Below are 23,610 nucleotides of genomic sequence, written 5' to 3' on the forward strand. Positions count from 1 at the left end.
TGCAATTGCTAATTTATAGTTTTTTCCTTCTCAGTTCAAAATGTCGACCCAGATAAAATTTACGAGCCAGCTCATTGTCGGCGATCTCTTCGGGCGTGCCTGTCAGCATGATTTTTCCTTCGGTCAATAAGTAGGCGCGATCTGTGATCGAAAGTGTTTCCTGTACGTTGTGATCGGTGATCAAGATGCCGATGTTCTTTGTTTTTAGTTTGGCTACAATAGTCTGAATCTCTTCTACAGCAATCGGATCTACACCAGCAAAGGGTTCGTCAAGCAAAATGAAGCTAGGATTAGCCGCTAAAGCGCGCGCAATCTCCGTACGTCTGCGCTCCCCTCCAGAAAGTAGGTCGCCGCGGTTTTTGCGGACGCGATGTAAGCTGAATTCCGTAAGCAACTCTTCAAGTTTCTCTTTGCGTTCCTGTTTGTTGGGATAGTGGATTTCTAAAACGGCGAGGATATTGTTTTCTACCGTGATTTTGCGGAATACCGAGGCTTCTTGAGCCAAATATCCGATTCCGCGTTGCGCACGTTGGTACATCGCATCTTTGGTAATATCTACGTCATCAAGATAGACATGGCCATCATTGGGTTTTATCAATCCGACGATCATGTAAAAAGAGGTTGTTTTGCCGGCTCCATTAGGTCCTAGTAGACCCACAATTTCGCCCTGCTCTACTTGAAATGACACGTCATTAACGACTGTTCGCTGCCGATATTTTTTTACAAGGTGTTCTGCTTTTAGTATCATGTATCCAAGTTCTTCACCTACAAATATATCGGTTAATATCGAATTGCTTTAATGTTCAGCTGCAAATTCTTCCGCGATTTCCAGGTGTTTTCTTCAATGGTGTAGCAAATATCAAACCGCTTCCCAGCATTAATAAAATCTATATGATCTGATAAGCCAAAGGCAATACAGGCGAATGGAGCGCTATCCTCTTGTACAATAGTCATCTTAATGTGATTGGCTCCTACAATATGCGCTTGGCCTTGTACAGTTACGCCTTTGGAGATAAACGTTGGTTGCTCATTCTGGGGTCCGAATGGCTCAAACTGTTTGAGTAAGCGAAAAAGCTTTGCATCGATCTCACGAAGATGAATGGGCATGTCGATGGAGATTTCTTGCGTTAGCATCTCGGGCGTGATTCGCTGTGTGACCACTTCTTCAAAGCGCTTTTGAAAAAGTGGTACGTTTTCGACGGGCATCGTCATGCCAGCAGCATATTTATGACCACCAAACTGTTCTAACAAATCGCTACAGGATTCCAGCGCCTGATACAAATCGAATCCCAAAACCGAACGCGCAGAACCGGCTACATGGCCATTCGTATGTGTTAAGATGATGGTAGGTCGGTAATACTTCTCGGTAAGGCGTGATGCTACGATACCAATCACACCTTTGTGCCAGTCGGCTTTGTATAACACCGTTGAATTGCGCTTTTGCAAAGTTTCATCTTGCTCAATAAGTGCCATAGCTTCTTCTGTAATGCGAAGGTCTACGTCCTTACGTTCATTATTTTGAAGATTTACCTTTTCAGAAAATACCAACGCGTCTGCGACCGATTTGGAAGTGAGTAGCTTTACGGCATCTTTGGCATGCTCGATACGGCCAGCTGCATTGATGCGAGGCCCAATCTGGAACACGATATCATTGACCGTGAAAAAATCCTTGCGATTATTGGATAATTCAATCAACGCCCGAAGCCCAAAGGAGGGATTGCTGTTCAATTTCTGCAAGCCAAAGTGGCAGAGCAAGCGATTTTCGCCGGTGATTGGTACAATGTCTGATGCAATGCTTACGGCGACCAAATCTAGGTATTGATAAGCCTGTTCCATATCCATATCATTCGACAGGATAAAGGCTTGTATAATTTTAAATCCAATGCCACATCCCGAAAGCTCTTTGTATGGATAATGGCAATCTACTCGCTTAGGGTCGAGTACTGCTAATGCTTCTGGAATGGTATCACCCGGCAAATGGTGATCACCGATAATGAAATCAATACCTTTCGCTTTGGCATAAGCTACTTTGTCGATTTCTTTAATGCCACAATCCAAAGCGATGATTAGCGTATAGCCATGCTCTTGCGCATAATCTATTCCTTGGTAAGAAATACCATAACCTTCCGCATAACGATCAGGAATATAATATTCCAGTCCAGTGTGAAATTGATGTAAAAAAGTATAGACAATTGATACAGCCGTGGTGCCATCTACGTCATAATCCCCGTAGACCAAAATTTTTTCTTTGTTGGTAATCGCTTGCGTGATGCGTGCAATTGCTACGTCCATGTCTTTCATGAGAAAAGGATCATGAAGATAGGAAAGCGAAGGCCTGAAAAACTCCCGTGCCGCAGCGAATGTTTCGATATTGCGGTGTGCTAAAAGGTTGGCAACTACGTCACTTACTCCGAGTTCATCGCGTAAATGGCGGGTCGTTGCCGCATTATTTTTAGGTTTTAGTAACCACCTTTTTTGCATACCTTTGCTTTGTGAAATTATGGTAAATGTACGGTTTTAAACACGTAATAGCCTAATTTCTACATCCTATACCTTTACGATGTGGTGTAAAGTACATAGTAACAACTATATAGAATGATACAAGCACATTCCCTATACGAGGGATCTTTTTCGGTAGATGCCAGTAAGGTTTTTGTTCCTTTCGATCCAGAAAAAGATGATCCCAAAGACAGACCAGCTTCTTTATTTGTGCATGTCCGCCCTTTTCTGGTTAGTACAAGCCATGGTTTGGTTGTGATCGACGCCGGTTTGGGCGAGCGCACGACAGATGATGAACTATTGATTCATCGTAATATCAAGCAATTGGGTTTCGATCCGGCAGATGTTAAATATGTATTGATGTCTCATTTGCACAAAGATCATATGGGCGGTGTCGTCGATGTGAAAGATGGATCTACACGCATCACCTTTCCAAATGCTGAATATGTAGTACAGGAAAAAGAATGGGAGTCGGCCTTCAGTACCGAATCTGCCTCGTATCGCAAAGATCTATTCAATGCGTTGCAGCGTAGCGGCAACTTGATGTTGGTAGATGGAGATGGCGAACTCAATGACGAGATTTCTTATGAATTGACCGGCGGACACTCCGAATTCCATCAGGTTTTTCATATTAAAACAGGGGGCGAACATTATTTCTTTGGGGGTGATGTGCTTTCCGAGCCAGGTGAGATCTTTCGTAACTTTGTGGCCAAATATGATTTTGACGGCAAGAAATCACGGGATTTGCGTGCCGGTTATTGGGAAGAGGGAGCGCCAGCCGGTTGGCTATTTTTGTTTTACCATTCCAAAACGATACAAATTGGTCGCCCAGAACAAAAAGAAGATGGCACTTTCAAATTGATTGAAGTTGCAGAATAACAGTACATTTGTCAAAAATATTATATCATTAAAAGGAAGTAAATCATGTCGACAGTTAGAGAAAGCGATTTGATAGGAATCGGGAAGAAGTACGAAATAGATACGGATGCCGGAGACCAGATGGTAGTGGTTATTCACGATGATGGTCGTAGAGAACTGTACCGTCATGAGCGTTCAGATCATGAAACACATTGTGTGATGACACTTTCCGATGAGGAATCTCGTCATGTAGCGGGTATTTTGGGCGGACTTTCGTACAAACCCAAAGCTTTGGAAACTATTGAAGTGGCCTTAGACGATTTGCGTATCGAATGGCACAAGGTAGGAGAGTCCAACGATGGCGTGGAGAATAAAAGTATTGGCGAATTGGGCGTTCGCCAAAAAACGGGTGCATCGATCATCGCGGCCATCAAAGATGACGAGACGATCATCAATCCGGGCCCAGATTATATCATCACTAGCGGTACGACTTTGGTGATTGCTGGGAAAAGAAATAATATCAAATTGCTAAAAGAAATTTTGCTGTAACCTAACTTGTTTTCATGCTGAGTCATACTTTAATATTAGAAATCGGGATTGCTGTTTTATTGGTGGCGTTAGTTGGTTTGCTGGCTAATAAGCTTCGATTTTCGGTTATTCCATTTTTTATATTAATCGGTATGGTGCTAGGGCAGCATGCACCAACATTTGGAGCGGTAGATCTCACTTTTGCGGAAAGTAAGCCATTCATTGACTTTATGGGTCGTTTGGGGGTGTTGTTTCTGCTGTTTTATCTTGGGCTTGAGTTTTCCGTAGGGCGACTCATGAAGTCGGGTAAATCCATCGTTTCTGGTGGTTTGTTTTATGTGTTGCTCAATTTCTTTTCTGGCCTTTTTATCGGTTGGATGATGGAGTTGCCTTTCAAAGAGATGATGGTGCTTTGTGGGATAATGACCAGTTCGTCAACAGCGATCGTGGCCAAAGTACTGACTGATCTTAAGCGTACGGCCAATCCGGAAACGGAAGTTATTATGGGCATGATTATGTTCGATGATTTATTCATCGCGATGCATATTTCTTTCTTATCGGGATTAATCCTTACGGGGTCTACTTCTTTTCTGGCTGTGGCAGGTACATCGGCATTGGCACTGACATTTATCCTGACTTTCTTGGTGCTAGGGCGCAAGTTGGTGCCTGCAATAGATAGGGTTTTGCAGGACAAAACTTCAGAACTATTCGTACTGATTATTTTTAGCTTGCTGTTTGTGATCGCTGGTTTTTCGGAGACGATTCATGTGGCCGAAGCTATCGGCGCATTGATGGCCGGTTTGGTATTGGCCGATTCGAAGTACATCAAAAAAATTGAAGGAATGGTGCTTCCATATAAGGATTTTTTTGGGGCGATGTTCTTCTTCAGTTTCGGATTATCTATTGATATGTACTCCCTAGGAGGTGCCGTAGGCTGGGGCGCGTTAGCGGCCTTTATCACCGTGATGGTTAATGTGGCCTCTGGATATTTTGCCACTAAATTTTCCGGGTTGAAACCGCGGAATGCCGTAGATATTGGTTTTACTTTATCGGCTAGAGGCGAGTTTTCCATTATCATGGCCAACATTGGCAAAGCGGGAGGTTTATTGCCCGTCGTGCAATCATTCGTCGTAGTTTACGTCTTACTGTTGTCCATTATCTCGCCTTTGCTTACGAAGGAATCAAAAAATATCTGGAATGCGCTGAGCGGTTCATCAAAAGAAGTTAAACCTGTTCGGAAGAAGCTAAGTGACCTGGAAGCGCTTTCTGAACTAAATAGAAACGCGCAATCATAAAGCATATAGCATGCTATGATTGCGCGTGCAGAGCAAATACTATTGTACTGCTTATTAATCTTCGTATCCGAATCGTTTTAGGTAATTTTTCTTGCTTCGCCAGTCGGGCAATACTTTGACGAATAACTCCAAAAACACCTTACCGTCAATAAATGCTTCAATATCTTGGCGGGCGTATGTACCTACCTTCTTTATCATCGCGCCAGCAGTACCGATGATAATGTTCTTTTGCGAATCTCTTTCTACAATGATCTCGGCTGCGATACGTGTTAGGTGGCCTTCTTCCTTGTAAGACGTGACGACCACCTCGGTGCTGTACGGGATCTCTTTGTCATACAGTTTAAAAATCTTTTCACGAATCATCTCAGACACAAAGAAGCGAACGGATTTGTCGGTAAGCTCATCTTTCTCATAAAATGGCGGATGTATCGGTAGCTTTTCCTTGATATAAGCCATGATTCCGTCTACATTGTATCCATGCAGTGCCGAAAGGGCAAAAATCACATCAGGATTTACCTTTTCTTTCCAGAATGCTACCTTTGCCTTTACTTCTTCCTCCGATGATTTGTCTACTTTATTGATCAGTACGGCAACGGGAGATTCCGTTTTGCGCAGCTTTTCGATCACATCATTTTCGTCATAACGCTCGTGGATGTCGGTCACAAAAAGAATCACATCGGCATCGATAATCGATCCTTGCACAAAATTCATCATAGATTCTTGTAAGGAATAGTTGGGTTTGATCACGCCGGGCGTGTCTGAAAACACAATTTGGTAATCCTCCTCATTCACAATACCAATTATTCTATGCCGAGTAGTTTGCGCTTTGGGCGTGATGATAGACATCTTTTCGCCCACTAGAGCATTCATTAACGTCGATTTTCCCGCGTTAGGTTTTCCTATTATACTTACGAATCCAGCTTTATGAGACATTTTTCATTTTTTATTTGCATTTCAAAAGTACAAGTTATATCTTTGTGAAACAATTCAGGAAAGCAATATCTGCGAATAACACCAAATAAACGCAGAATTTTTAAAAATATATTGCGGGGTGGAGCAGTTGGTAGCTCGTCGGGCTCATAACCCGAAGGTCGCACGTTCGAGTCGTGTCCCCGCTACAAAGAAGCCGTTCAGAGATGAACGGCTTTATTTTTTCTGGACCATTCTCTGATAAAATTCCTACCACACTTTAATTTTCCCATCCTTTACCTATATCTCTTAAATTTCCTTAATTTTATTTTTTTATTAACTTTTGGTTTATTTTTTGTTGCAATGTTATTAGCAAGTAATGCTGGGTTATGAAAAGTATACTAAACAAGAATGTATTAATTACTGGAGGAGCTTCTGGTATCGGTAAAATTATGAGTCGGTTACTTTTAATTGAAGGTGCGCAAGTCATTATCTGGGATATCAATACAACTTTATTACAAGAAAGTATTGAAGAGCTTTCCGCCTACGGCCTTGTTTCTGGATATACGGTGGATATCGCGAATGTAGCGCACGTGCATCAATCTTTTGCGCAGGTAAAAGCAAAACATGGTATAGTCGATGTCTTAATCAATAATACTGGAATCGTTGTTGGCAAATATTTTCATGAGCATAGTGCGGCAGATATTAATAACTCGATGAGTATTAATGCAATGGCACCAATGTATGTCACTCAATTATTCTTGCCAGATATGTTAGCACAAAATAGTGGATCGATATGCAATATTGCTTCTTCGGCTTCTTATGTATCGAATCCCAAAATGTCGGTATATGTTGCCAGCAAATGGGCAATGTTTGGTTGGTCAGAAAGTTTGCGTTTGGAGATGCAATTGCAGAAAAAGAATATTTCCGTGACAACGGTCACGCCTTATTATATGAATACCGGAATGTTTGATGGAGTGCGATCTTTAGTACCGATCCTAAATCCAGAAAAAGTGGCGAAGAAGATAGTGAAGAACATAAAATTAGGGAGGCCAATACTTAGTATGCCATGGAGCATGCAATTCGTGCGTTTTTTTCAGGGCATATTTCCCATCCGATTCTTTGATTGGTTTGTGGGTGGTGTATTAGGTATATATAAGACGATGAATGATTTTAAAGGACATTAAATAAGAATAATAATGGAGTACAGTATCGAAAATATTGTTAATGATCAGCGGAACTTCTTCCGCAGTGGCGCAACGCGATCAATTGATTTTAGAGTACAGCAACTTAAAAAGTTGAGAAGTGTTATTAAGACCTACGAAGAAGAGATGGTCGAAGGAATTGCATTGGATTTCAAAAAATCGGAGTTCGATACCTATACTAATGAGCTATCGATATTATACCACGATTTGGATGAGGCGATCAAAAAAATAAAAAGATGGAGCAAAGTGCAGCGCGTAGGTACTAACCTTCTCAATTTTCCAGCTCGTAGCTACATCATACCAGAGCCATTGGGTGTAGCACTCGTTATTGGTGCTTGGAATTATCCTTATCAGCTTTCTTTGGCGCCGATTATTCCAGCGATAGCGGCTGGTTGTACAGTTATTTTGAAGCCAAGTGAAATCCCTAGCAATACCAGTCGAATTATGGCAAATATGATTGCCAATAATTTTGACCACAATTTTTTGGCGGTAGTCGAAGGCGATGTCGATACGACAACCGAATTGCTGGAGCAGCGCTTTGATAAGATTTTCTTTACTGGCAGTACCACAGTTGGCCGTGTCGTATATCAAGCGGCAGCAAAACACTTGACACCTGTCACATTGGAGCTGGGAGGCAAAAGTCCGGCCTTTATTACAGAAAATTGTTCCATGAAGATGTCTGTAAAGCGTTTAGTGTGGGCAAAACTCCTTAATTCTGGACAAACCTGTGTTGCGCCAGATTACATCATGGTACATCATTCTGTAGAAAAATCTTTTTTGGAGGCACTTAAAGTAGAAATAGAAAAGACTGATTATAGTTTGGAGGCAGGTACGATGGTTCAAATCATTAATGATAAAAATGTAGAACGCCTTGCAAAATTAATCGATCCAGCGAAAATACACTACGGTGGCCAAGTGGATCGCACTAACCGCTTTGTGGAACCAACTGTTTTAAAGGGCGTAAGTTTTGATGATCCGGTAATGCAGGAAGAAGTTTTTGGTCCGATACTTCCTGTGATCGTTTATCACGATTTGTCGGATGCTATCCAACAGGTAAAAGATCTTCCCCGTCCACTTTCGTGTTATGTGTTTACCCATGACGATCAAATCAAGGAGCGTGTTCTTCGTGAGTTATCTTTTGGCGGTGGAGCGGTTAACGATGCCATGATGCATATAAGTAATCCGAAGTTACCATTTGGTGGCGTGGGAAATAGCGGAATGGGCGCATACCATGGTGAAGCTGGTTTCAAAAGCTTTACGCATTACAAAAGTATACTTGATAAACCGACTTGGTTGGAATTTGGCATGAAATATTATCCGCAAACACCGACCAAATTAAAGTGGATCAAGAGATTGTTGGGGTAATATAGAGACAGAGTTAGGCGAACAGATCTTATTAGCGCTAAATGTAGTTAAGAGAATGATTCAAGCCGTGATCTAATCGGTAAAGAATATGAAATTGCACTAATTATCATTAAATGATTCGTGCGCTATAACGGATAGATTTGCGCGCTTTTGTCAGTTCATCCATATTTATAGCATTTCGAAAATCATTATCTGTTGCAGTTTGAATATTATCAAGGTCTTCTTTTATCTGGTTACGTAAATTATCTTCTGTAATGCCAATGACAGCTGCTTCGTCCAATGCCGCTTTGATCTTTTCAGTGTATTGCTCGGTGTAACGATTATGTTTACTGTATTGGAATTCAAGTTGGTTTATTATGCCCACAAATTCTTCCAGACGGTTATTAGCATCTTTTAAGTCGTTGCCTTTATCAGTAACGAGCATCTGGTCATAATTTACTTTATTTCCGGATCGGTTATCTTGCTCGAATTGGCTGAATTGATTCACTATATAATTCTGATCTAAGCGTAGAAATAAGGCGTTGAGGTATTCGTCAATACTTTGTTTGTCGCCTCTCGGCTCAAGTTCTAACCCCACCTTTTCAGCAAAATACCGCACTTGATCGTACAAATTTCGTTGCAGTAGCGCTAATTCTTGACGCTGAATATTGAGGTTGTAATCAAATTCTGTATTGGCTTCTGCCAATAAGTTGTAAAAGCGGATATAGCCATTCAATTCATTTTCCATTTTGGCAATGGTGGCCTGATCCACATCATCAGTCATAATACTCGTGCTTCGCAAAAATCCCATGACACTACTAGTCAGCTGTGCTGCAGGAGATACGACAGGAATAGCGCTTACAATAGGATTTTTGGCAATGGATGTCACGCCATCGTATATTTTGGAAGCCATGTTTCGCTTTTTGGGTTTCACATTATCTTCGACAAGTGATACCACTTTTTGATCAAAGCGAAAGCCTAACTTATCGCTTTCTGGATTTCCCAATTCCTTTACCAACGGCTCGAACAAACGGCTTGATTGATAATTTTTCATGCTTTGAATTTTAGTATGCAGCAGGCGATAGGCATTGGTGGCATTTTCTAGGTTTTGGCGTACAATTGAGTATTTGTTTTGCGCATCCAGATCCTTGCTTGCCATCAGCGTATTGATGTTTTCAGTATTGTTCTTGAGTTCGCGCGTCAGGCTTTCCACTTGCTTAGTGAGCAGTGCAATAGTCTGCGCGTCTTCGTTACGTATGCCAGCGGTATTGTTTTCAGATAGAGTGGTATCCTGCACTTGGCCTCTAGCAGAAAAGTAGAGCCCATACATCACTATTAATACATAAATGTTTTTCTTCATTGCCGTATAATTTTGGACTGTAGATGATATAATCCATTGAGTGGATTCCTTTTACAACAAATTAATGCGTGAGCTGTTTTACATGCAGTCGTTTTGTTGTGGATAAGCACACTGTTCGCTACAATTTTGGGATTAAATGTTAATTTTACATCATGTCAACGATATTAATAAAGAATGCACAAGTCGTCAATGAAGGCGAAATCAAAGTACAGGATATATTCATTAAGGATGGTCGCATCGAGCAAATTGCACCAAGCATTGATAAGATTGCTACACAGGAAATCGATGCAGATGGGTTGCACTTACTGCCGGGATTGATCGACGATCAGGTTCATTTTCGCGAGCCAGGTCTTACATATAAAGCGGACATATTTACAGAAAGCCGTGCGGCGGTAGCAGGAGGTACGACCTCCTTCATGGAAATGCCGAATACAGTACCCAATACTTTGACACAAAAATTATTGCAAGATAAATATGATATTGGTCAGGATAGTTCTTTAGCAAACTATTCCTTCTTCATGGGAGCAGGCAATGATAATCTAGAAGAAGTGTTGAAAACCAATCCGCGTGATGTTTGTGGGATTAAAGTTTTTATGGGTTCATCTACCGGCAATATGTTGGTAGATAATGAAACCGCACTGGCTAATATTTTTCAGAATGCGCCAACGCTGGTAGCCACACACTGTGAAGACGAGACCACAATTCGCACTAATCTGGCTGAGTATAAGGAAAGGTACGGAGAAGATATTACGATAAATATGCATCCCGCTATTCGCTCAGAAGAAGCCTGTTATTTATCTTCTTCGAAAGCGATCGAATTGGCGCTAAGGTACGATACGCGCTTACATATATTGCATATTTCAACGGGCAAAGAAACGCATTTGTTTAGCAATGATATTCCTTTAGAAAAAAAGCGTATCACTGCAGAAGCATGTGTGCATCACCTGTGGTTTTCAGATGCAGATTATGCCAGCAAGGGCAACTTAATAAAATGGAACCCAGCCGTGAAGACAGCAGCCGATCGTGAAGAAATCTGGCGCGCCGTGCTGGATGGTCGTATTGATGTGATCGCGACGGATCATGCTCCGCACACTTTAGAAGAAAAAACACAACCGTATTTGCAAGCGCCATCAGGCGGTCCATTGGTGCAGCATGCTTTACAAGCCTTGTTAGATCAGGTAAAGCAAGGCCGATTGACGCTAGAACAGCTAGTTCAAAAGACAGCACACAACACAGCGCGCTGTTTTCAAATCGAACAACGTGGTTTTATCCGCGAAGGATATTGGGCAGATATGGTATTGGTGGATTTGAATAAGTCATACACCGTTACGAAGGAAAATATTTTGTCGAAATGTAAATGGTCGCCATTCGAAGGACATACATTTAGCGCGACTATCGAACACACGATCGTGTCGGGAAATGTGGCCTTTTCAAGCGGCAAAATACAGGAAGTCGGATCTGGTCATCGGATGCTTTTTGATCGTTAATAAGAACATAATATCCTAAAGCCTACGGGTTGGTGGACAGTGATGCATAAAGTAATTGAAAATGCCATGAGTAAAAGTATTTTGTCTGTAGTCCTGCTCGGAATTTTGGCCGTCAGCTGCCAGCAAGTCGATAAAACGGTTACTGCGTTTAAAAAAGATTATTCATCAGCTATGACGCTAACTACCACGCAATGGGATTCCTTGTTTGCAACATATCAGGAACCTGCAATTCAACACCGTCGTTTTAAGCACCACGAAGTCGACTCGCTCGTACAGCAGCACGCTCAAAAAGGTGTTTTGCAGGTAGAGCACATCGGTGCATCAGTCATGGGGCGATCCATTTCTGAGTTGACGTATGGCGACGGCGCGATTAAAGTAATGCTATGGTCGCAGATGCATGGCGACGAGCCCACCGCTACCATGGCACTATTGGATATTTTTAATTTTTTAGAAGGCTCAAGTGATCATGGCGATTCTTTGCGGAATCTGTTGAAAAGCAAGTTGCAGATTCACTTTATCCCTATGCTAAATCCCGATGGCGCTGAAATATACAATCGGCGCAACGCGCAAAGCGTAGATCTGAACCGCGACGCGCGTGCGCAGCAGACAGTGGAAGGCAAGCTGCTCGCCGCTCGAGCCGATGCAGTAAAACCAGAATTTGGTTTTAATCTGCATGATCAATCGATTTATTATCACGTGCCCGAAACGCAAAATCCGGTTACCATCTCCTTATTAGCACCAGCATATAACCGCGATCGTGATATCAACGATACACGCGGCAATGCTATGAAGCTGATTGCAGGAATACAACAAATGGTACATCGCTACGTGCCCGATGCCGTAGCTAAATATGACGATACGCATTCGCCACGTGGCTTCGGCGATAATTTTCAGAAATGGGGAGCAGCTACCGTACTAATTGAGTCGGGCGGCCTTAAAGGAGATGTAGAAAAGCAGCAAATTCGCAAGCTCAATTTTATAATCATCCTCAATGCTTTGATGCAGATCGCAGAAGGTAGCTATGAGCAATATGATATCTCGGAGTACGAACGCATTCCTTTTAACGGCTCTTCGTTATTACACGATGTTTACATCCATGATCTCGAGATCGGTTCAGATTCTATTCCACTGCGCACAGATATCGCTATTCGTCGAGCAGAGAATACCGTTGGTCGTGATTATTTTGTGCGCGGCTGGGTAGAAGATTTGGGGGATTTGCAAGAATCATTCGGGTACGACCAAGTGGATGCTTCCAAACTCCATTTTGTGCAAGGTAAAGTATCTGACAGGACCATCACTTCCGTAAAAGATTTGTCACGACAACAGGCATTTGATCTGCTTAAGCAGGGTTTTATGGCGATACATATCAAACCTGGATTGATGGGAAATGCCGAACAATTTCACAATCTGCCAATACAAATTTTTTCGCAACCTAACTTTTTCACCACGTCCCGGATCGATTTAGGCGGGACAGCGAATTTTTATCTAGCGGACGAATCTGGGAAACTGTGTTTTGCAGTGCTGAATGGATATCTAATCGACTTGAATCAACCGTTAAAAGAAACCTTCAAAAATCGCGTGCTCTGAGCACGCGGTAAACGATTTATTTTATAACTTGGGATAGCCAACTGAATCGCTATCTTATATGGTTTATTCCATGTATAAAGGGGCATTCGCCGAGTGCTCGATGTACAAGCAATATTTGGCTATATACATGAAAACCATTATTAATGAATCGTATCATTTTCCTTTATCTGGGCATCCTGTCCTTGTGCTGTAGCCAAGCGTACGCACAGACACAATCGGATTACAGCAATAAGCAGCAGCTTGCGCAACGCGTACAATACTTAGCATCTCGGTATCCGAAATGGGTAAAAGCTACATCCATGACCAAAACACTAGGCGGGTCCGACATTTGGATGCTTACCATTGGTAGCGGAGCGGCGGAGCAAAAGCCAGCAGTTGCTATTGTTGGCGGCGTATCTGGGAAGCATCTTTTGGGGGTAGAACTAGCCGTTGGATTTGCAGAAAAATTACTGGCAAATGCTGAACAGGATAGCATTCGAGCCTTATTAGAACGGCAAACGTTTTATGTATTCCCCAATATGAGTCCGGACGCAACAGAGCAATACTTTGCCCAACTACAATATGAGCGTATCGGCAATGCACGTCCGCTAGATTACGACCGTGATGGTCATAAAGGAGAAGATGGATACGATGATCTAGATGGAGATGGTAAAATCACTTGGATGCGTGTGGCTGATCCGAGCGGTGGTTATATAGCCAATCCCAATGATCCACGATCCATGGTGCTGGCCGATCCAGCCAAAAATCAGCGTGGACAATATCAGGTGTACACCGAGGGAGTAGACAACGATAAAGATGGGCTGTTTAATGAAGATGGTGAAGAAGGCGTAGCTTTCAATAAAAATAACACTTATAACTACAAGAATTTCCAACCGGCTGCGGGAGAGCATGCCGTATCCGAATTAGAAAATAGAGCTTTATACGACTTCCTTTACGATGCATTCAATGTATACGCAGTTGTTTCTTTTGGTCCGGAGAACAACCTTGCAGCGCCAAATCAAGCTGGGCGAGGAAGCGAATCAGATGCATCTTCGGGCAGTCGCCGTCCGGGAGGTCGTAAAATTACCAGCTGGTCAACACGCGATGCACAGGTCAACGCTGCGGTGTCTGAAATTTACAAGGACAGAGTGCAGCTGGGTGACGCACCGACGCACAATGCCGAAGATGGAAATTTTGCGGATTGGGCGTACTATCATTATGGAAGATTCAGTTTTTCTACACCTGGATGGTGGGTGTCATCTACTGAAAAAGATCCGGTAGCTTCTTATTTAAAGTGGGCTGATGCCAAGGGAATAACTACGGGTTATACACCGTGGACAGCGATCCAACATCCTGATTTTCCCAACAAAACCGTAGAAGTTGGCGGTATTCACCCATTTGTATTGTACAATCCACCTTTTAATATGGTCGATAGCTTGATCGCCAAGCACACCGACTTTGTGATCAAACTTACAGATATGGCACCGATTATTGATATTGTCGATGTCACGACCGATAAATTGGAGGGTGGACTAACTCGAGTTTCGGTCAAAGTGATCAATAAAGGAGCATTTCCGACCCTTACACAAGTTGGTGAACGTAGTTATTTTCTAAAGCAGTTGGCAGTAGAACTAACAATCGGTAGCACACAGAAACTCTTGAGTGGCAAATCGCGGCAAACAATCGCTGCATTAGGCGGACATGGATTTACCGAGTTGTCCTGGTTGATCCAAGGTAGTGGCAAATTGTCTATCGAAGCAGGCAGCCCATCTAGCGGTAAGAAAACGATCAATTTATCACTCTAATTTGCGACAGTAATCATGAATTTATATAAAAATACGATCATATTATGCTTGGCTATACTTAGCTTCGCACAAGCATTTGCTCAGAAAGCAGAGAATATTTTGGCCGCTGCAGGTTCACCTGCAAATCCCAAAGTGCCCATCAGTTGGAATCGTTACCATGATAATACGGCCTTACTTGAGATCTACCGTAAGATGGCTTCGGCACATCCTGATTTAGTGAATCTCGAATCGATTGGCAAATCTGTCGAAGGTCGTGATCTCTGGTTGTTGACGATCTCTGATAAAAAAAAATGGAGAATCGACAAGCAAACCAGCTACGTATATCGATGGTGGTATTCATGCCAATGAAGTCCAAACAGTCGAGTTTGCTTTATACATCGCCTGGTATGTCACTGAGATGCATGCCGCGGGTAATCCCTTTTTTCAGCAACTGCTCGCTGATAAAACTTTTTATATCGTTCCGAGTATCAATCCGGATTCGCGTGATTTTTTTATTCATGGTCCTAATACGCAGCATTCTTCTCGTACAGGGCGCAAGCCTTTGGATAATGACAGAGATGGATTGGTCGACGAAGATGATTTTGATGACTTGAACGGCGATGGTCATATCACACAGATGCGACGAAAAAGCGATTATGGTCGCTTCATTAGCGATCCCGCAGATCCGAGGCGATTGATACCTGCACCAGAAGGACAGCAAGGCATGTACGAGTTGCTAGGGTATGAAGGTTTGGATAACGATGGTGATGGTTTGGTAAATGAAGATGGCGTGGGCGGATATGATCCGAACCGCGATTGGGGTTGGAATTGGCAGCCAAATTACGTGCAAAGTGGTGCCTATAAGTATCCATTTTCTTTGCCAGAGAACCGCGCAGTAGCAGATTTTATTATGGCTCATCCTAATATTGCTGCAGGCCAAAGTTTTCACAATTATGGCGGTATGATCTTGCGTGGCCCTGGTGCGCAAGATGATGAAGAGAATTTTAGACCGGCAGATATAGCAGTTTATGATGCTCTAGGCAAAAAAGCAGAGCTTTTGATTCCGGGATATCGATACATCGTGACGTATAAAGATCTCTATTCCGTATATGGCGGCGAATTCGATTGGATGCACAGTGCAAGAGGAATTTTTGCCATGAGCAATGAGCTTTGGATGGCCAATTATTACTTCCAAAGAACAGGACAACATCCCAATGACTACACGAGTGTACAGAACGAACAATATGTATTTGATCAATTTCTGCTGTTTGGCGACGGTTTTGTGGAGTGGACACCGTACGAACACCCACAGTATGGCGCCATTGAGATCGGTGGATTTAAAAAGAACTACGGTCGTCTGCATCCCGGCTTTCTCATGGAAAGTGATGCCCATCGCAATGCCTCTTTCGTGATTTATCATGCATACCATACGCCAAAGCTCGAAGTGGCTGAAATTGCAGTTAAGGACTTGGGCGCTGGTTTATCCGAAGTTACGGCCGTGATCAGGAATCACCGCATTATTCCAACGCATTCTGCATTGGATGTGGCTCATAAAATTGAAGTGCCAGATGTAGCTACCTTGAGTGGCGGAACAGTAGTGGCAGGTATGATTGTGAACGATCGAGATTTTGGAATCACAACGGAGCAAAAAAGAGATGCTGCCAATATCCAGATTCCAAATATACCCGGTAATGGCATCGTAACGGTACGTTGGCTGGTAAAAGGGAATGGTAAATACACCGTGATAGTGAACAGTAAAAAAGGAGGAATAGCGGCTAAAACATCGTAGCCGCTATCCGCTTTATTTTCTCTTCTTCTTTTTATTGTCTTTGTACGAACCAATCAGGTAAGCGTACGGATGTAGCCCAGGGACATGATCAAAGACGATTAGTAAAATTCCTAAAATCGGAATAGCTAATACCATGCCGCCTACACCCCAGATTAATTCTCCAAGTACGAGCCCTACAATAGTAAATAAAGGATTGATCCGCACTTCATTACCCACCACCAAAGGTTCTAATAAATACGTCTGAATAAATTGTACGAAAAGATATACGCCAATGACGCCAAGTATCATTTTGCTATCTCCACCTTGTACCGCCACTGCTAGTACGGTGAACGAAGTGCCAAGTAAGTTGCCAACGAAGGGGATAATCTCCATCAATCCGCAAAAAACAGCAAAGAAGATAGCATTCTCTACGCCTAATACGGAAAATCCTATACCATACATGAACCAAAGCGCCACAATCATCTTTGATAAGCCACCCAGATAATGCTGTGCTACGCTGGCTGACTCATGTAAAACAGTGGTCGTTTTGTCGCGCTGCTCGACAGGTACAAGTAGTAGAACAAAGTTCTTTAGCTGTCTGCGAAAAGTGATAAAAAGGAAAGTGTAGACGATCACGAGTATCGTATCGACCGCAATACTCATCGTCCCAGAGGCAAAATCCATCAATACACCGCCAGTGCTTCCTGCAGAGGTGGAAGGATTTTCTACTATTTTTTGCTGTTGCTGCTGATCTATTCCGAGGCTTTGCTGTAGCCATGAGCGAAATTGAGCTGCCATTTGGGTTATTCTTTGTTGCAATTCATCCATGTTTTCAGAAAAGCCTGCCAATTGCCAACCTAGCAAAGTCAGTACACCAGCGAAAACAAGAACAAAACCCAATAGCGCAAGGAGCGCCGCTACACCTCGAGGAATGTTGTAGCGCTCTAGCCGTTCACACACTTTGGTCAATAGCATTGCCAATAGACCACCTAAAGCAAAGGGAACTAGAAAAGGTTTTCCGAAATATAAGAGCGCAATGCTCAGGCCAAATAGGGCAAGGACTAGAACAGCTCGCTCAAGCTTAGTATGCTGTCTCATGTGCAAATCACTGTGTTTTTCATGTAGTAATCTGCTCTGTAGAGAGCAGTCACAAAGACAACAACTAATCGGAAAATTAGTTTCGGTTTATTTGAGCGTCAAAGCCGTGCCTTCAAATCGCACACCTTCCCAGCCATGTAGCATAAATGCCCGGATATTTTGATGGTCGTTGCCATTCGGATCTTCTAATACGGCGCGATAGTGCTCTGCAAATAGCTGCAATGTATCTTCTTCGCTCAAAGATTTGAGCAAGGCAAATTGAAATACCTTGGCACTACCCTGATTTTGCGTCGCTTCGTTATGTATTTCGCCATTCCAAAACGCGGTAGGAGTATGCTGGTACGCCGATTCTATATAAGCAATCACATCGGTAAATACGAGCTTTCCGTCTTTCAGGTCTTGTAATAAAGTATTTTTCATGGAATAATATTATACGATAAAAAGGAGCTACTACTTATAACGCAACTTCGTTTTCCTCAATCCAGAGGCCATCTCCTTTAATGATATTAATTAGTTCGTCTAATGCGTTGGCCGAAGATACATTTCTTTTGATGACTTCTTTGCCTCGGTACAACGTGATTTTATCTGGTCCTGCGCCCACATATCCGTAGTCTGCGTCCGCCATTTCGCCAGGGCCGTTGACAATACATCCCATAATGGCAATTTTGAGACCTTTGAGATGATTGGTTCGCTGGCGAATCATCTGTGTGGTATCTTGCAAGTCAAATAACGTGCGTCCGCAGCTTGGGCAAGAGATATATTCCGTTTTTGAAATCCTAGAGCGCGTAGCCTGCAAAATTCCGAATGAGAGCGACGCTAATTTATCGACCGGCGTAGCCGGCGAATCGATCCAGATGCCCGATCCTAATCCGTCAATAAGCAATGCGCCAAAATCTGTGGCAGCATAAAGCTGGATTTTTGAAATCGGCTCTTCGGGATTCATAATATCTCCCACCGGACCACTGAAGTCTTCGACCGCATAACTGCGTTTCAGGATGACAGGGTTGGATAAGGCCAGCTCCTGCATGTTAGCAAAGAACTGACGTTGATCTGCCATACCATGGGTATAGTCTGTTTCCAAAATAAAAACCACCGTTTCATCCAGCGCCATTTCAGCGAAGCTATCTGTTGCCAGATCCTGATTGCTGATGTACACCATATTTAGTACCGGGTCTTTATCTGTACTATGGTTAAATTCTGCTAATGTAAATAGGGGATGAATATTTGCCCGCTCTTGTATGCCAAGCCATGTTTGATAGTTGTATAATTGTTTCAGATTGCCAGGCATGGCGAACGATGGCAAAGCATCTCCTAGAAACACAAAATCTACCGATTGATCACCCATATGAAACTTGTCCAATAGCGCATCGTAGCGATAGCCGACTTGGGTTAAGATGAAAGGATCTTTCAGGTTTTGTTGAGAAAGATCAACGATTACGCGAGGTACTAATGAGCCGCCCACAAAGGTGTTTACTTCGGCAGCTTCGTACGGCTTTGTACGAGATTCTTCCTTTAAATGCAGTATCTCGCGAGACGGTTCGCTTGCTATTTGAGCTTCTCGTTTGCTGTACCTATTGACGAGCGCGCGCGCCACTGGCGCCTCCTTTTCCGGTTCTTCGGTTAAGGATACGCGAACGGTATCTCCTAAGCCGTCTTCTAGCAAGGTGCCGATACCGACTGCCGATTTCACACGGCCATCTTCACCGTCGCCCGCTTCGGTAACGCCAAGGTGCAGCGGATAATTCATGTTTTCGGCAACCATTCTCTCCACAAGTAAACGATATGCCTGCACCATCACTTGTGGATTGGAGGATTTCATGGAGATCACCAGATTATAATAATCAAGATCTTCGCAGATGCGAATGAACTCCATAGCCGACTCGACCATACCGTCTGGTGTATCTCCATAACGGCTCATGATGCGGTCCGAGAGGGAACCATGATTCGTGCCTATTCGCATCGCTGTGCCATACTCTTTGCAAATACCAACTAGCGGGGCAAATTTCTTGTAAATTCGATCTAACTCGGCTTGATAAGCTGCATCCGTATAATCAATCTGGTCAAACTTCTTTTTGTCAGCGTAGTTGCCTGGATTCACGCGTACTTTTTCCACAATACGTGCAGCGACTTCGGCAGCATTTGGCGTAAAATGAATATCAGCCACTAAAGGTACTTCATAGCCTCTAGCGCGTAGCTCTTTCTTAATGTTTTGCAGATTTTCTGCTTCTTTTATGCTTGGAGCGGTAATGCGTACATACTCACAGCCTGCATCAACCATTTTAATGGTTTGCTCGACCGATCCAATAGTATCCATGGTGTCGATTGTCGTCATACTTTGTATACGAATCGGATTATCCGCGCCCATAGGTATGTTACCTACAAAAACCTCACGCGTCCGAAACCGGTTGTACGCCAGTTTAGTATTACAGTATTCTCCAGTCAATTGGGTCGAGTTTGGTGCTTTCATCTGGCACCAAAGTTAGCTATTTTTAAAACTAATAGGTGTTAATAGAAGAGGAATTTGCGGCGCCATTCACTTCGATGTCGTACTTCGTAGTTGCAGTATGGTAATTCTTGGTTTCGTAAACCCCCTTGCCTACTTTCTCGGCATCCTCGTACCGTGTTGATGACATTACATTTTTGCCGACAACGCGGTAAGCTGTGCCTTTTGGTATGCGTAAGCTCAAATTAGAAGCACCCGTGTTGATCTCGATCTTCGTGTTTTCTAAAGTGGGTGCTCCGAACGTAAACCCTATATTGCTGGCGCCAGCGTTTATCGCTAAAGATTGAAAACGATATATGGAAAAATCTGCTTTAAAATTTACGGCCCCTACATTGAACTCTAAATCCCAAAGTGGTGTCGGGTTGAGATAAAATTCTACTGTATTTTTCTTAGATCGGCTATCACGGTGTTTGGCTTCAAAAACTACTTCTTTCTCGGTATTGCCAGATTCGTCGAGACGCAGGCCAACACTCGGGCTATCCGTCCAAGCTGCGATTAATTTGGTCGAGTCTTCGGGAGCTACCAATTTGAAATTAGCTGCGCCACCATTAAGATGTAATTTTACCTGCTCTACCTCGGGCAGAAAATCGACCGCTACGCGTTGATTTTGTGCTTTAGCATCGATGCCCGCTTCGTTGTTAGTGTAGGCCCGGTCATCACCGACAGCCCCTTGATATACTAAAAAAGAACAAATTAAGATATTACACACGGTGCTGATTAGTACACCGTGCGGCCGATTTTGTAGCAGCAATGAAATGCCTACAGATACAATGGCTAATGGCCAATACTTAATAATAGCATAAAAGTTGAAGTGTATAATATCCATATTGTGCAACAATATGATTGCGCCAATAAATACGAGCCAGATTCCAGTAGCAATTTTGTTATTCATCGAAGTGTTGTTAAGTTCTAATTATGTAGGACAAACTTACGAGCTAAAATAATGTATAAAGCGCTATATTAGGCTACATATTATAAATTTTCGGCAAAGAGCTGAGTTTTGTCGGTAAAGAAATATTAAACAAATTTGTATATTCATAGTTTAGCTGAAACATTTTTCTTCAAATCGAGTTAGCTATTTTAAGAATATATTGTCCAAACACGTCATCTAAAGAGCTGAATATGTTTTTCTATTATTTCGGGGAATATCTACTATTATTGCAACAAGTGTTTCGTAGACCGGAGAAATGGAAAATCTACCGGAAGGAGATCGTGCACGAAATGAACGAGATAGGAGTGGGGTCGCTAGGTCTTATCGTTATCATATCAAGTTTTATCGGGGCAGTTATGACCATGCAAATAGCATTTCAGTTGGCTTCCGACTTGATTCCAACATCTGTGATTGGGCAAATTAATCGTGATTCGAATATTTTAGAACTTGGACCCACAATTTCAGCCTTAGTACTGATGGGAAAAGTAGGTTCTGCGATATCATCTCAGATTGGCTCTATGCGCGTGACCGAACAGATCGATGCGCTAGAAATCATGGGGATCAATGCGGCAGGTTATTTGATTCTGCCGAAAATCGTTGCTGGAGTTGTTATGGTGCCTGTACTGGTTACGATAGCGATTGTTTGCGCGTTAGTAGGCGGTTTGATCGGAGGTGCACTTTCTGGCGCTGTTTCTCCTAATGATTATATCATTGGTATTCGGGATTCATTCAACGGATTCACCGTTTCGGTGGCAATGGTTAAAGCATTCGTATTCGGCTTTATAATTACTTCAATACCGGCTCACAAAGGCTTTCATGTGCGTGGTGGTGCGCTAGAAGTTGGCCAGGCGGGCACACGAGCCGTTGTTATCGGATGTATCACTATTCTAGCATGTGACTATATGATCACAGCACTAATGTTGTAAATAATATGATCGAGATTCAAAATATCAATAAATCTTTCGACGATAATCACGTTTTAAAAGGAATAGACGCTATTTTTGAGCCCGGCAAGGTGAGCTTAATTATTGGTGGATCAGGCTCTGGGAAAAGTACATTATTAAAATGTATTGTCGGTTTGCACACACCAGAAACGGGAAAAGTATTTTTTAATCAAAAAGAGTTTACCAAGCTAAGTTTTGAGGATCGTGTGCCAATCCGAAAGGAAATCGGAATGTTGTTTCAAAACTCTGCTTTGTTTGATTCGATGACAGTCGAACAAAATATTGTCTTTAGCTTAGATATGTTTACCAACATGAGCCAAGCGGAGAAAATTGATCGGGCAAACTTCTGCTTGGAACGAGTAAATTTGGCCGGGCGCAACAAATTGTACCCAGCAGAGCTTTCTGGTGGAATGAAAAAGCGGGTCGGAATTGCGCGTGCCATTAGTATGAATCCCAAATACCTGTTTTGTGATGAGCCTAATTCAGGATTAGATCCAGCAACTTCGATCTTAATCGATGAACTTATACAGGAACTTACCGAAGAATATAACTGTACCACAGTAGTGGTTACACATGACATGAATTCGGTGATGGGTATTGGTCAGTACATTTTATTTCTGCATAAAGGACAAAAGTTTTGGGAGGGTTCCAGCCAAGACATGTTGCAAGCAGATATTCAGGAATTAAATGATTTCGTGTTTGCAAGCCCTTTGATGCGCGCTGCTAAAGAGAGCTTGTAACTAGTTTTTTGGTGTACCAGATTTAGGATTTGTAAGACTTTTTTTCTTAGTATATCGTTTTACATTTCCTGTCTTAATATATTCTAATTCACCTTCACGGCAGTAAGCTGTTAGGTAGACAGAAAATTTGTTACTCACACTCTTGTCATAGTCCAATTCTTCCAATACTTCTGAGACACGTCTGGGCGTGTCAAAGAATTCAGAGTCAGAAACTAGTTTCTCCAATTTAGTACGAAGATCAATCCGACTTTTAGCTTGGGGAGAGATATTGTACAATGGGGTCAGATCGATATCTTCACAAAAAAACATACGAGGTTGAAGATTAAGCGCACGACATACTAGCAAAAAATTGTGCATTGTAGAACCTGAACCCCTCTCCATTGCGGCGATAGTGGTCATAGTAAGGCCTGTCATACTAGCTACATCGCGTTGCGAATATGATAAATGCTCGCGTCGAGATCGCAAAAGATTTCCTAATTTCTTTAAAATTAATTTGTTTGAATCAATCACGATGCAAAATGAATAAATATTCTCGCAAAATGGGAATAAACAAAATCTATAATTATTTGCTTAGACAAATATTTTGTTTAAATTTGATGTTGAATTAGGAATATAAATTAATTACAAAGAAAATAATATCTTTTTAATTGTTTGAATATTAAAGCTGTGGCATTGGTTTTTAAGCAGCTAAATTTCCTAAGAATATCACATGAAAGTTTGCAATCGGGGGGATTTAATTAAATAATTACACTTAAATAGTAGAGGCGGGCTGTGACGCCGTAGGGTGAGGA

Annotated in this window: 21 protein-coding genes and 1 tRNA gene; 13 read left to right on the forward strand and 9 right to left on the reverse strand. The window is 42.5% G+C overall.

All coding sequences use genetic code 11. The features are described from left to right. Positions 1–13: 13 nt before the first annotated feature. On the reverse strand, positions 14–748 hold the full coding sequence (lptB, locus tag A0125_RS09440) for an LPS export ABC transporter ATP-binding protein (protein WP_066754953.1): 735 nt from the start codon (positions 746–748) through the stop codon (positions 14–16). A gap of 32 nt (positions 749–780) precedes the next feature. Then, on the reverse strand, positions 781–2,481 hold the full coding sequence (gene recJ, locus A0125_RS09445) for a single-stranded-DNA-specific exonuclease RecJ (protein WP_066754955.1): 1,701 nt from the start codon (positions 2,479–2,481) through the stop codon (positions 781–783). A gap of 114 nt (positions 2,482–2,595) precedes the next feature. Here recJ and A0125_RS09450 point away from each other — a divergent pair, with 114 nt between their 5' ends. From A0125_RS09450 to A0125_RS09460, 3 genes are read left to right on the forward strand one after another with little or no spacing between them, the layout of a single operon-like run. Beyond that, positions 2,596–3,378: an MBL fold metallo-hydrolase gene (locus A0125_RS09450; RefSeq protein WP_066754957.1), complete on the forward strand. Its 783-nt coding sequence runs from the start codon at positions 2,596–2,598 to the stop codon at positions 3,376–3,378. Between the two features lie 45 nt (positions 3,379–3,423). Next, on the forward strand, positions 3,424–3,906 hold the full coding sequence (locus A0125_RS09455) for a cation:proton antiporter regulatory subunit (protein WP_066754959.1): 483 nt from the start codon (positions 3,424–3,426) through the stop codon (positions 3,904–3,906). Positions 3,907–3,920: 14 nt separating this feature from the next. Next, positions 3,921–5,180 carry a cation:proton antiporter gene (locus tag A0125_RS09460; protein ID WP_066754961.1) on the forward strand — a complete coding sequence of 420 codons (1,260 nt, stop codon included), beginning with the start codon at positions 3,921–3,923 and terminating at the stop codon, positions 5,178–5,180. Positions 5,181–5,234: 54 nt separating this feature from the next. Here the strand turns inward: A0125_RS09460 and era are convergent, their stop codons facing one another. Beyond that, on the reverse strand, positions 5,235–6,113 hold the full coding sequence (gene era / locus A0125_RS09465; RefSeq protein WP_066754963.1) for a GTPase Era: 879 nt from the start codon (positions 6,111–6,113) through the stop codon (positions 5,235–5,237). Between the two features lie 112 nt (positions 6,114–6,225). On the opposite strand from era, the gene A0125_RS09470 reads away from it, so the two are divergent. The 3 genes from A0125_RS09470 (at position 6,226) to A0125_RS09480 (ending at position 8,659) form a co-directional block, all read left to right on the forward strand. Then, positions 6,226–6,298 (forward strand) — tRNA-Met (locus A0125_RS09470). A 180-nt stretch (positions 6,299–6,478) separates the two neighbouring features. Then, entirely contained in the window at positions 6,479–7,276 is a 798-nt protein-coding gene (locus A0125_RS09475; RefSeq protein ID WP_066754965.1) for an SDR family oxidoreductase, read from the forward strand. A 12-nt stretch (positions 7,277–7,288) separates the two neighbouring features. After that, complete coding sequence (locus tag A0125_RS09480; RefSeq protein ID WP_066754967.1) at positions 7,289–8,659, forward strand: aldehyde dehydrogenase; 1,371 nt, start codon at positions 7,289–7,291, stop codon at positions 8,657–8,659. A 109-nt stretch (positions 8,660–8,768) separates the two neighbouring features. Here the strand turns inward: A0125_RS09480 and A0125_RS09485 are convergent, their stop codons facing one another. Beyond that, positions 8,769–9,998, reverse strand: a complete 1,230-nt coding sequence (locus A0125_RS09485; protein ID WP_156472501.1) for a hypothetical protein — start codon at positions 9,996–9,998, stop codon at positions 8,769–8,771. Positions 9,999–10,150: 152 nt separating this feature from the next. Between A0125_RS09485 and A0125_RS09490 the strand changes: the two genes are divergently transcribed. The 5 genes from A0125_RS09490 to A0125_RS09505 all read left to right on the forward strand — a co-directional run bounded on the left by A0125_RS09490 (position 10,151) and on the right by A0125_RS09505 (position 16,624). Then, the gene (locus A0125_RS09490) at positions 10,151–11,485 is read left to right on the forward strand and encodes a dihydroorotase (RefSeq protein WP_066754971.1); all 1,335 of its coding nucleotides are present in this window, start codon (positions 10,151–10,153) and stop codon (positions 11,483–11,485) included. A 66-nt stretch (positions 11,486–11,551) separates the two neighbouring features. Next, positions 11,552–13,072, forward strand: a complete 1,521-nt coding sequence (locus A0125_RS09495) for a M14 family zinc carboxypeptidase (RefSeq protein WP_066755703.1) — start codon at positions 11,552–11,554, stop codon at positions 13,070–13,072. Positions 13,073–13,215: 143 nt separating this feature from the next. Further along, complete coding sequence (locus tag A0125_RS09500; RefSeq protein ID WP_066754973.1) at positions 13,216–14,856, forward strand: M14 family metallopeptidase; 1,641 nt, start codon at positions 13,216–13,218, stop codon at positions 14,854–14,856. Positions 14,857–14,871: 15 nt separating this feature from the next. Beyond that, the gene (locus tag A0125_RS16400) at positions 14,872–15,204 is read left to right on the forward strand and encodes a M14 family zinc carboxypeptidase (RefSeq protein WP_197464840.1); all 333 of its coding nucleotides are present in this window, start codon (positions 14,872–14,874) and stop codon (positions 15,202–15,204) included. Then, a complete protein-coding gene (locus tag A0125_RS09505; protein ID WP_262507294.1) occupies positions 15,191–16,624 on the forward strand; it encodes a M14 family metallopeptidase in 1,434 nt (477 codons plus the stop codon). Before A0125_RS16400 ends, A0125_RS09505 begins: the two co-directional genes overlap by 14 nt. A gap of 12 nt (positions 16,625–16,636) precedes the next feature. On the opposite strand, the gene A0125_RS09510 is transcribed toward A0125_RS09505, so the two are convergent. The 4 genes from A0125_RS09510 to A0125_RS09525 all read right to left on the reverse strand — a co-directional run bounded on the left by A0125_RS09510 (position 16,637) and on the right by A0125_RS09525 (position 21,096). Then, entirely contained in the window at positions 16,637–17,701 is a 1,065-nt protein-coding gene (locus A0125_RS09510; protein ID WP_066754978.1) for an AI-2E family transporter, read from the reverse strand. A gap of 87 nt (positions 17,702–17,788) precedes the next feature. Next, positions 17,789–18,121, reverse strand: a complete 333-nt coding sequence (locus A0125_RS09515) for a HopJ type III effector protein (protein ID WP_066754980.1) — start codon at positions 18,119–18,121, stop codon at positions 17,789–17,791. A gap of 34 nt (positions 18,122–18,155) precedes the next feature. Continuing rightward, entirely contained in the window at positions 18,156–20,168 is a 2,013-nt protein-coding gene (ispG, locus tag A0125_RS09520; RefSeq protein WP_066754982.1) for a (E)-4-hydroxy-3-methylbut-2-enyl-diphosphate synthase, read from the reverse strand. A gap of 28 nt (positions 20,169–20,196) precedes the next feature. After that, complete coding sequence (locus A0125_RS09525) at positions 20,197–21,096, reverse strand: LiaI-LiaF-like domain-containing protein (RefSeq protein ID WP_066754984.1); 900 nt, start codon at positions 21,094–21,096, stop codon at positions 20,197–20,199. Positions 21,097–21,326: 230 nt separating this feature from the next. Between A0125_RS09525 and A0125_RS09530 the strand changes: the two genes are divergently transcribed. Beyond that, complete coding sequence (locus A0125_RS09530; protein WP_066754986.1) at positions 21,327–22,061, forward strand: MlaE family ABC transporter permease; 735 nt, start codon at positions 21,327–21,329, stop codon at positions 22,059–22,061. 5 nt (positions 22,062–22,066) lie between these two features. After that, positions 22,067–22,819, forward strand: coding sequence for an ABC transporter ATP-binding protein (locus A0125_RS09535; RefSeq protein WP_066754988.1), 753 nt, complete (start codon positions 22,067–22,069; stop codon positions 22,817–22,819). On the opposite strand, the gene A0125_RS09540 is transcribed toward A0125_RS09535, so the two are convergent. Further along, positions 22,820–23,329: a helix-turn-helix domain-containing protein gene (locus A0125_RS09540; RefSeq protein WP_066754990.1), complete on the reverse strand. Its 510-nt coding sequence runs from the start codon at positions 23,327–23,329 to the stop codon at positions 22,820–22,822. Positions 23,330–23,610 lie beyond the last annotated feature (281 nt).

Origin of the sequence: Sphingobacterium populi, from assembly GCF_001586775.1 — a bacterium.
Classification (GTDB): Bacteria; Bacteroidota; Bacteroidia; order Sphingobacteriales; family Sphingobacteriaceae; genus Sphingobacterium; species Sphingobacterium populi.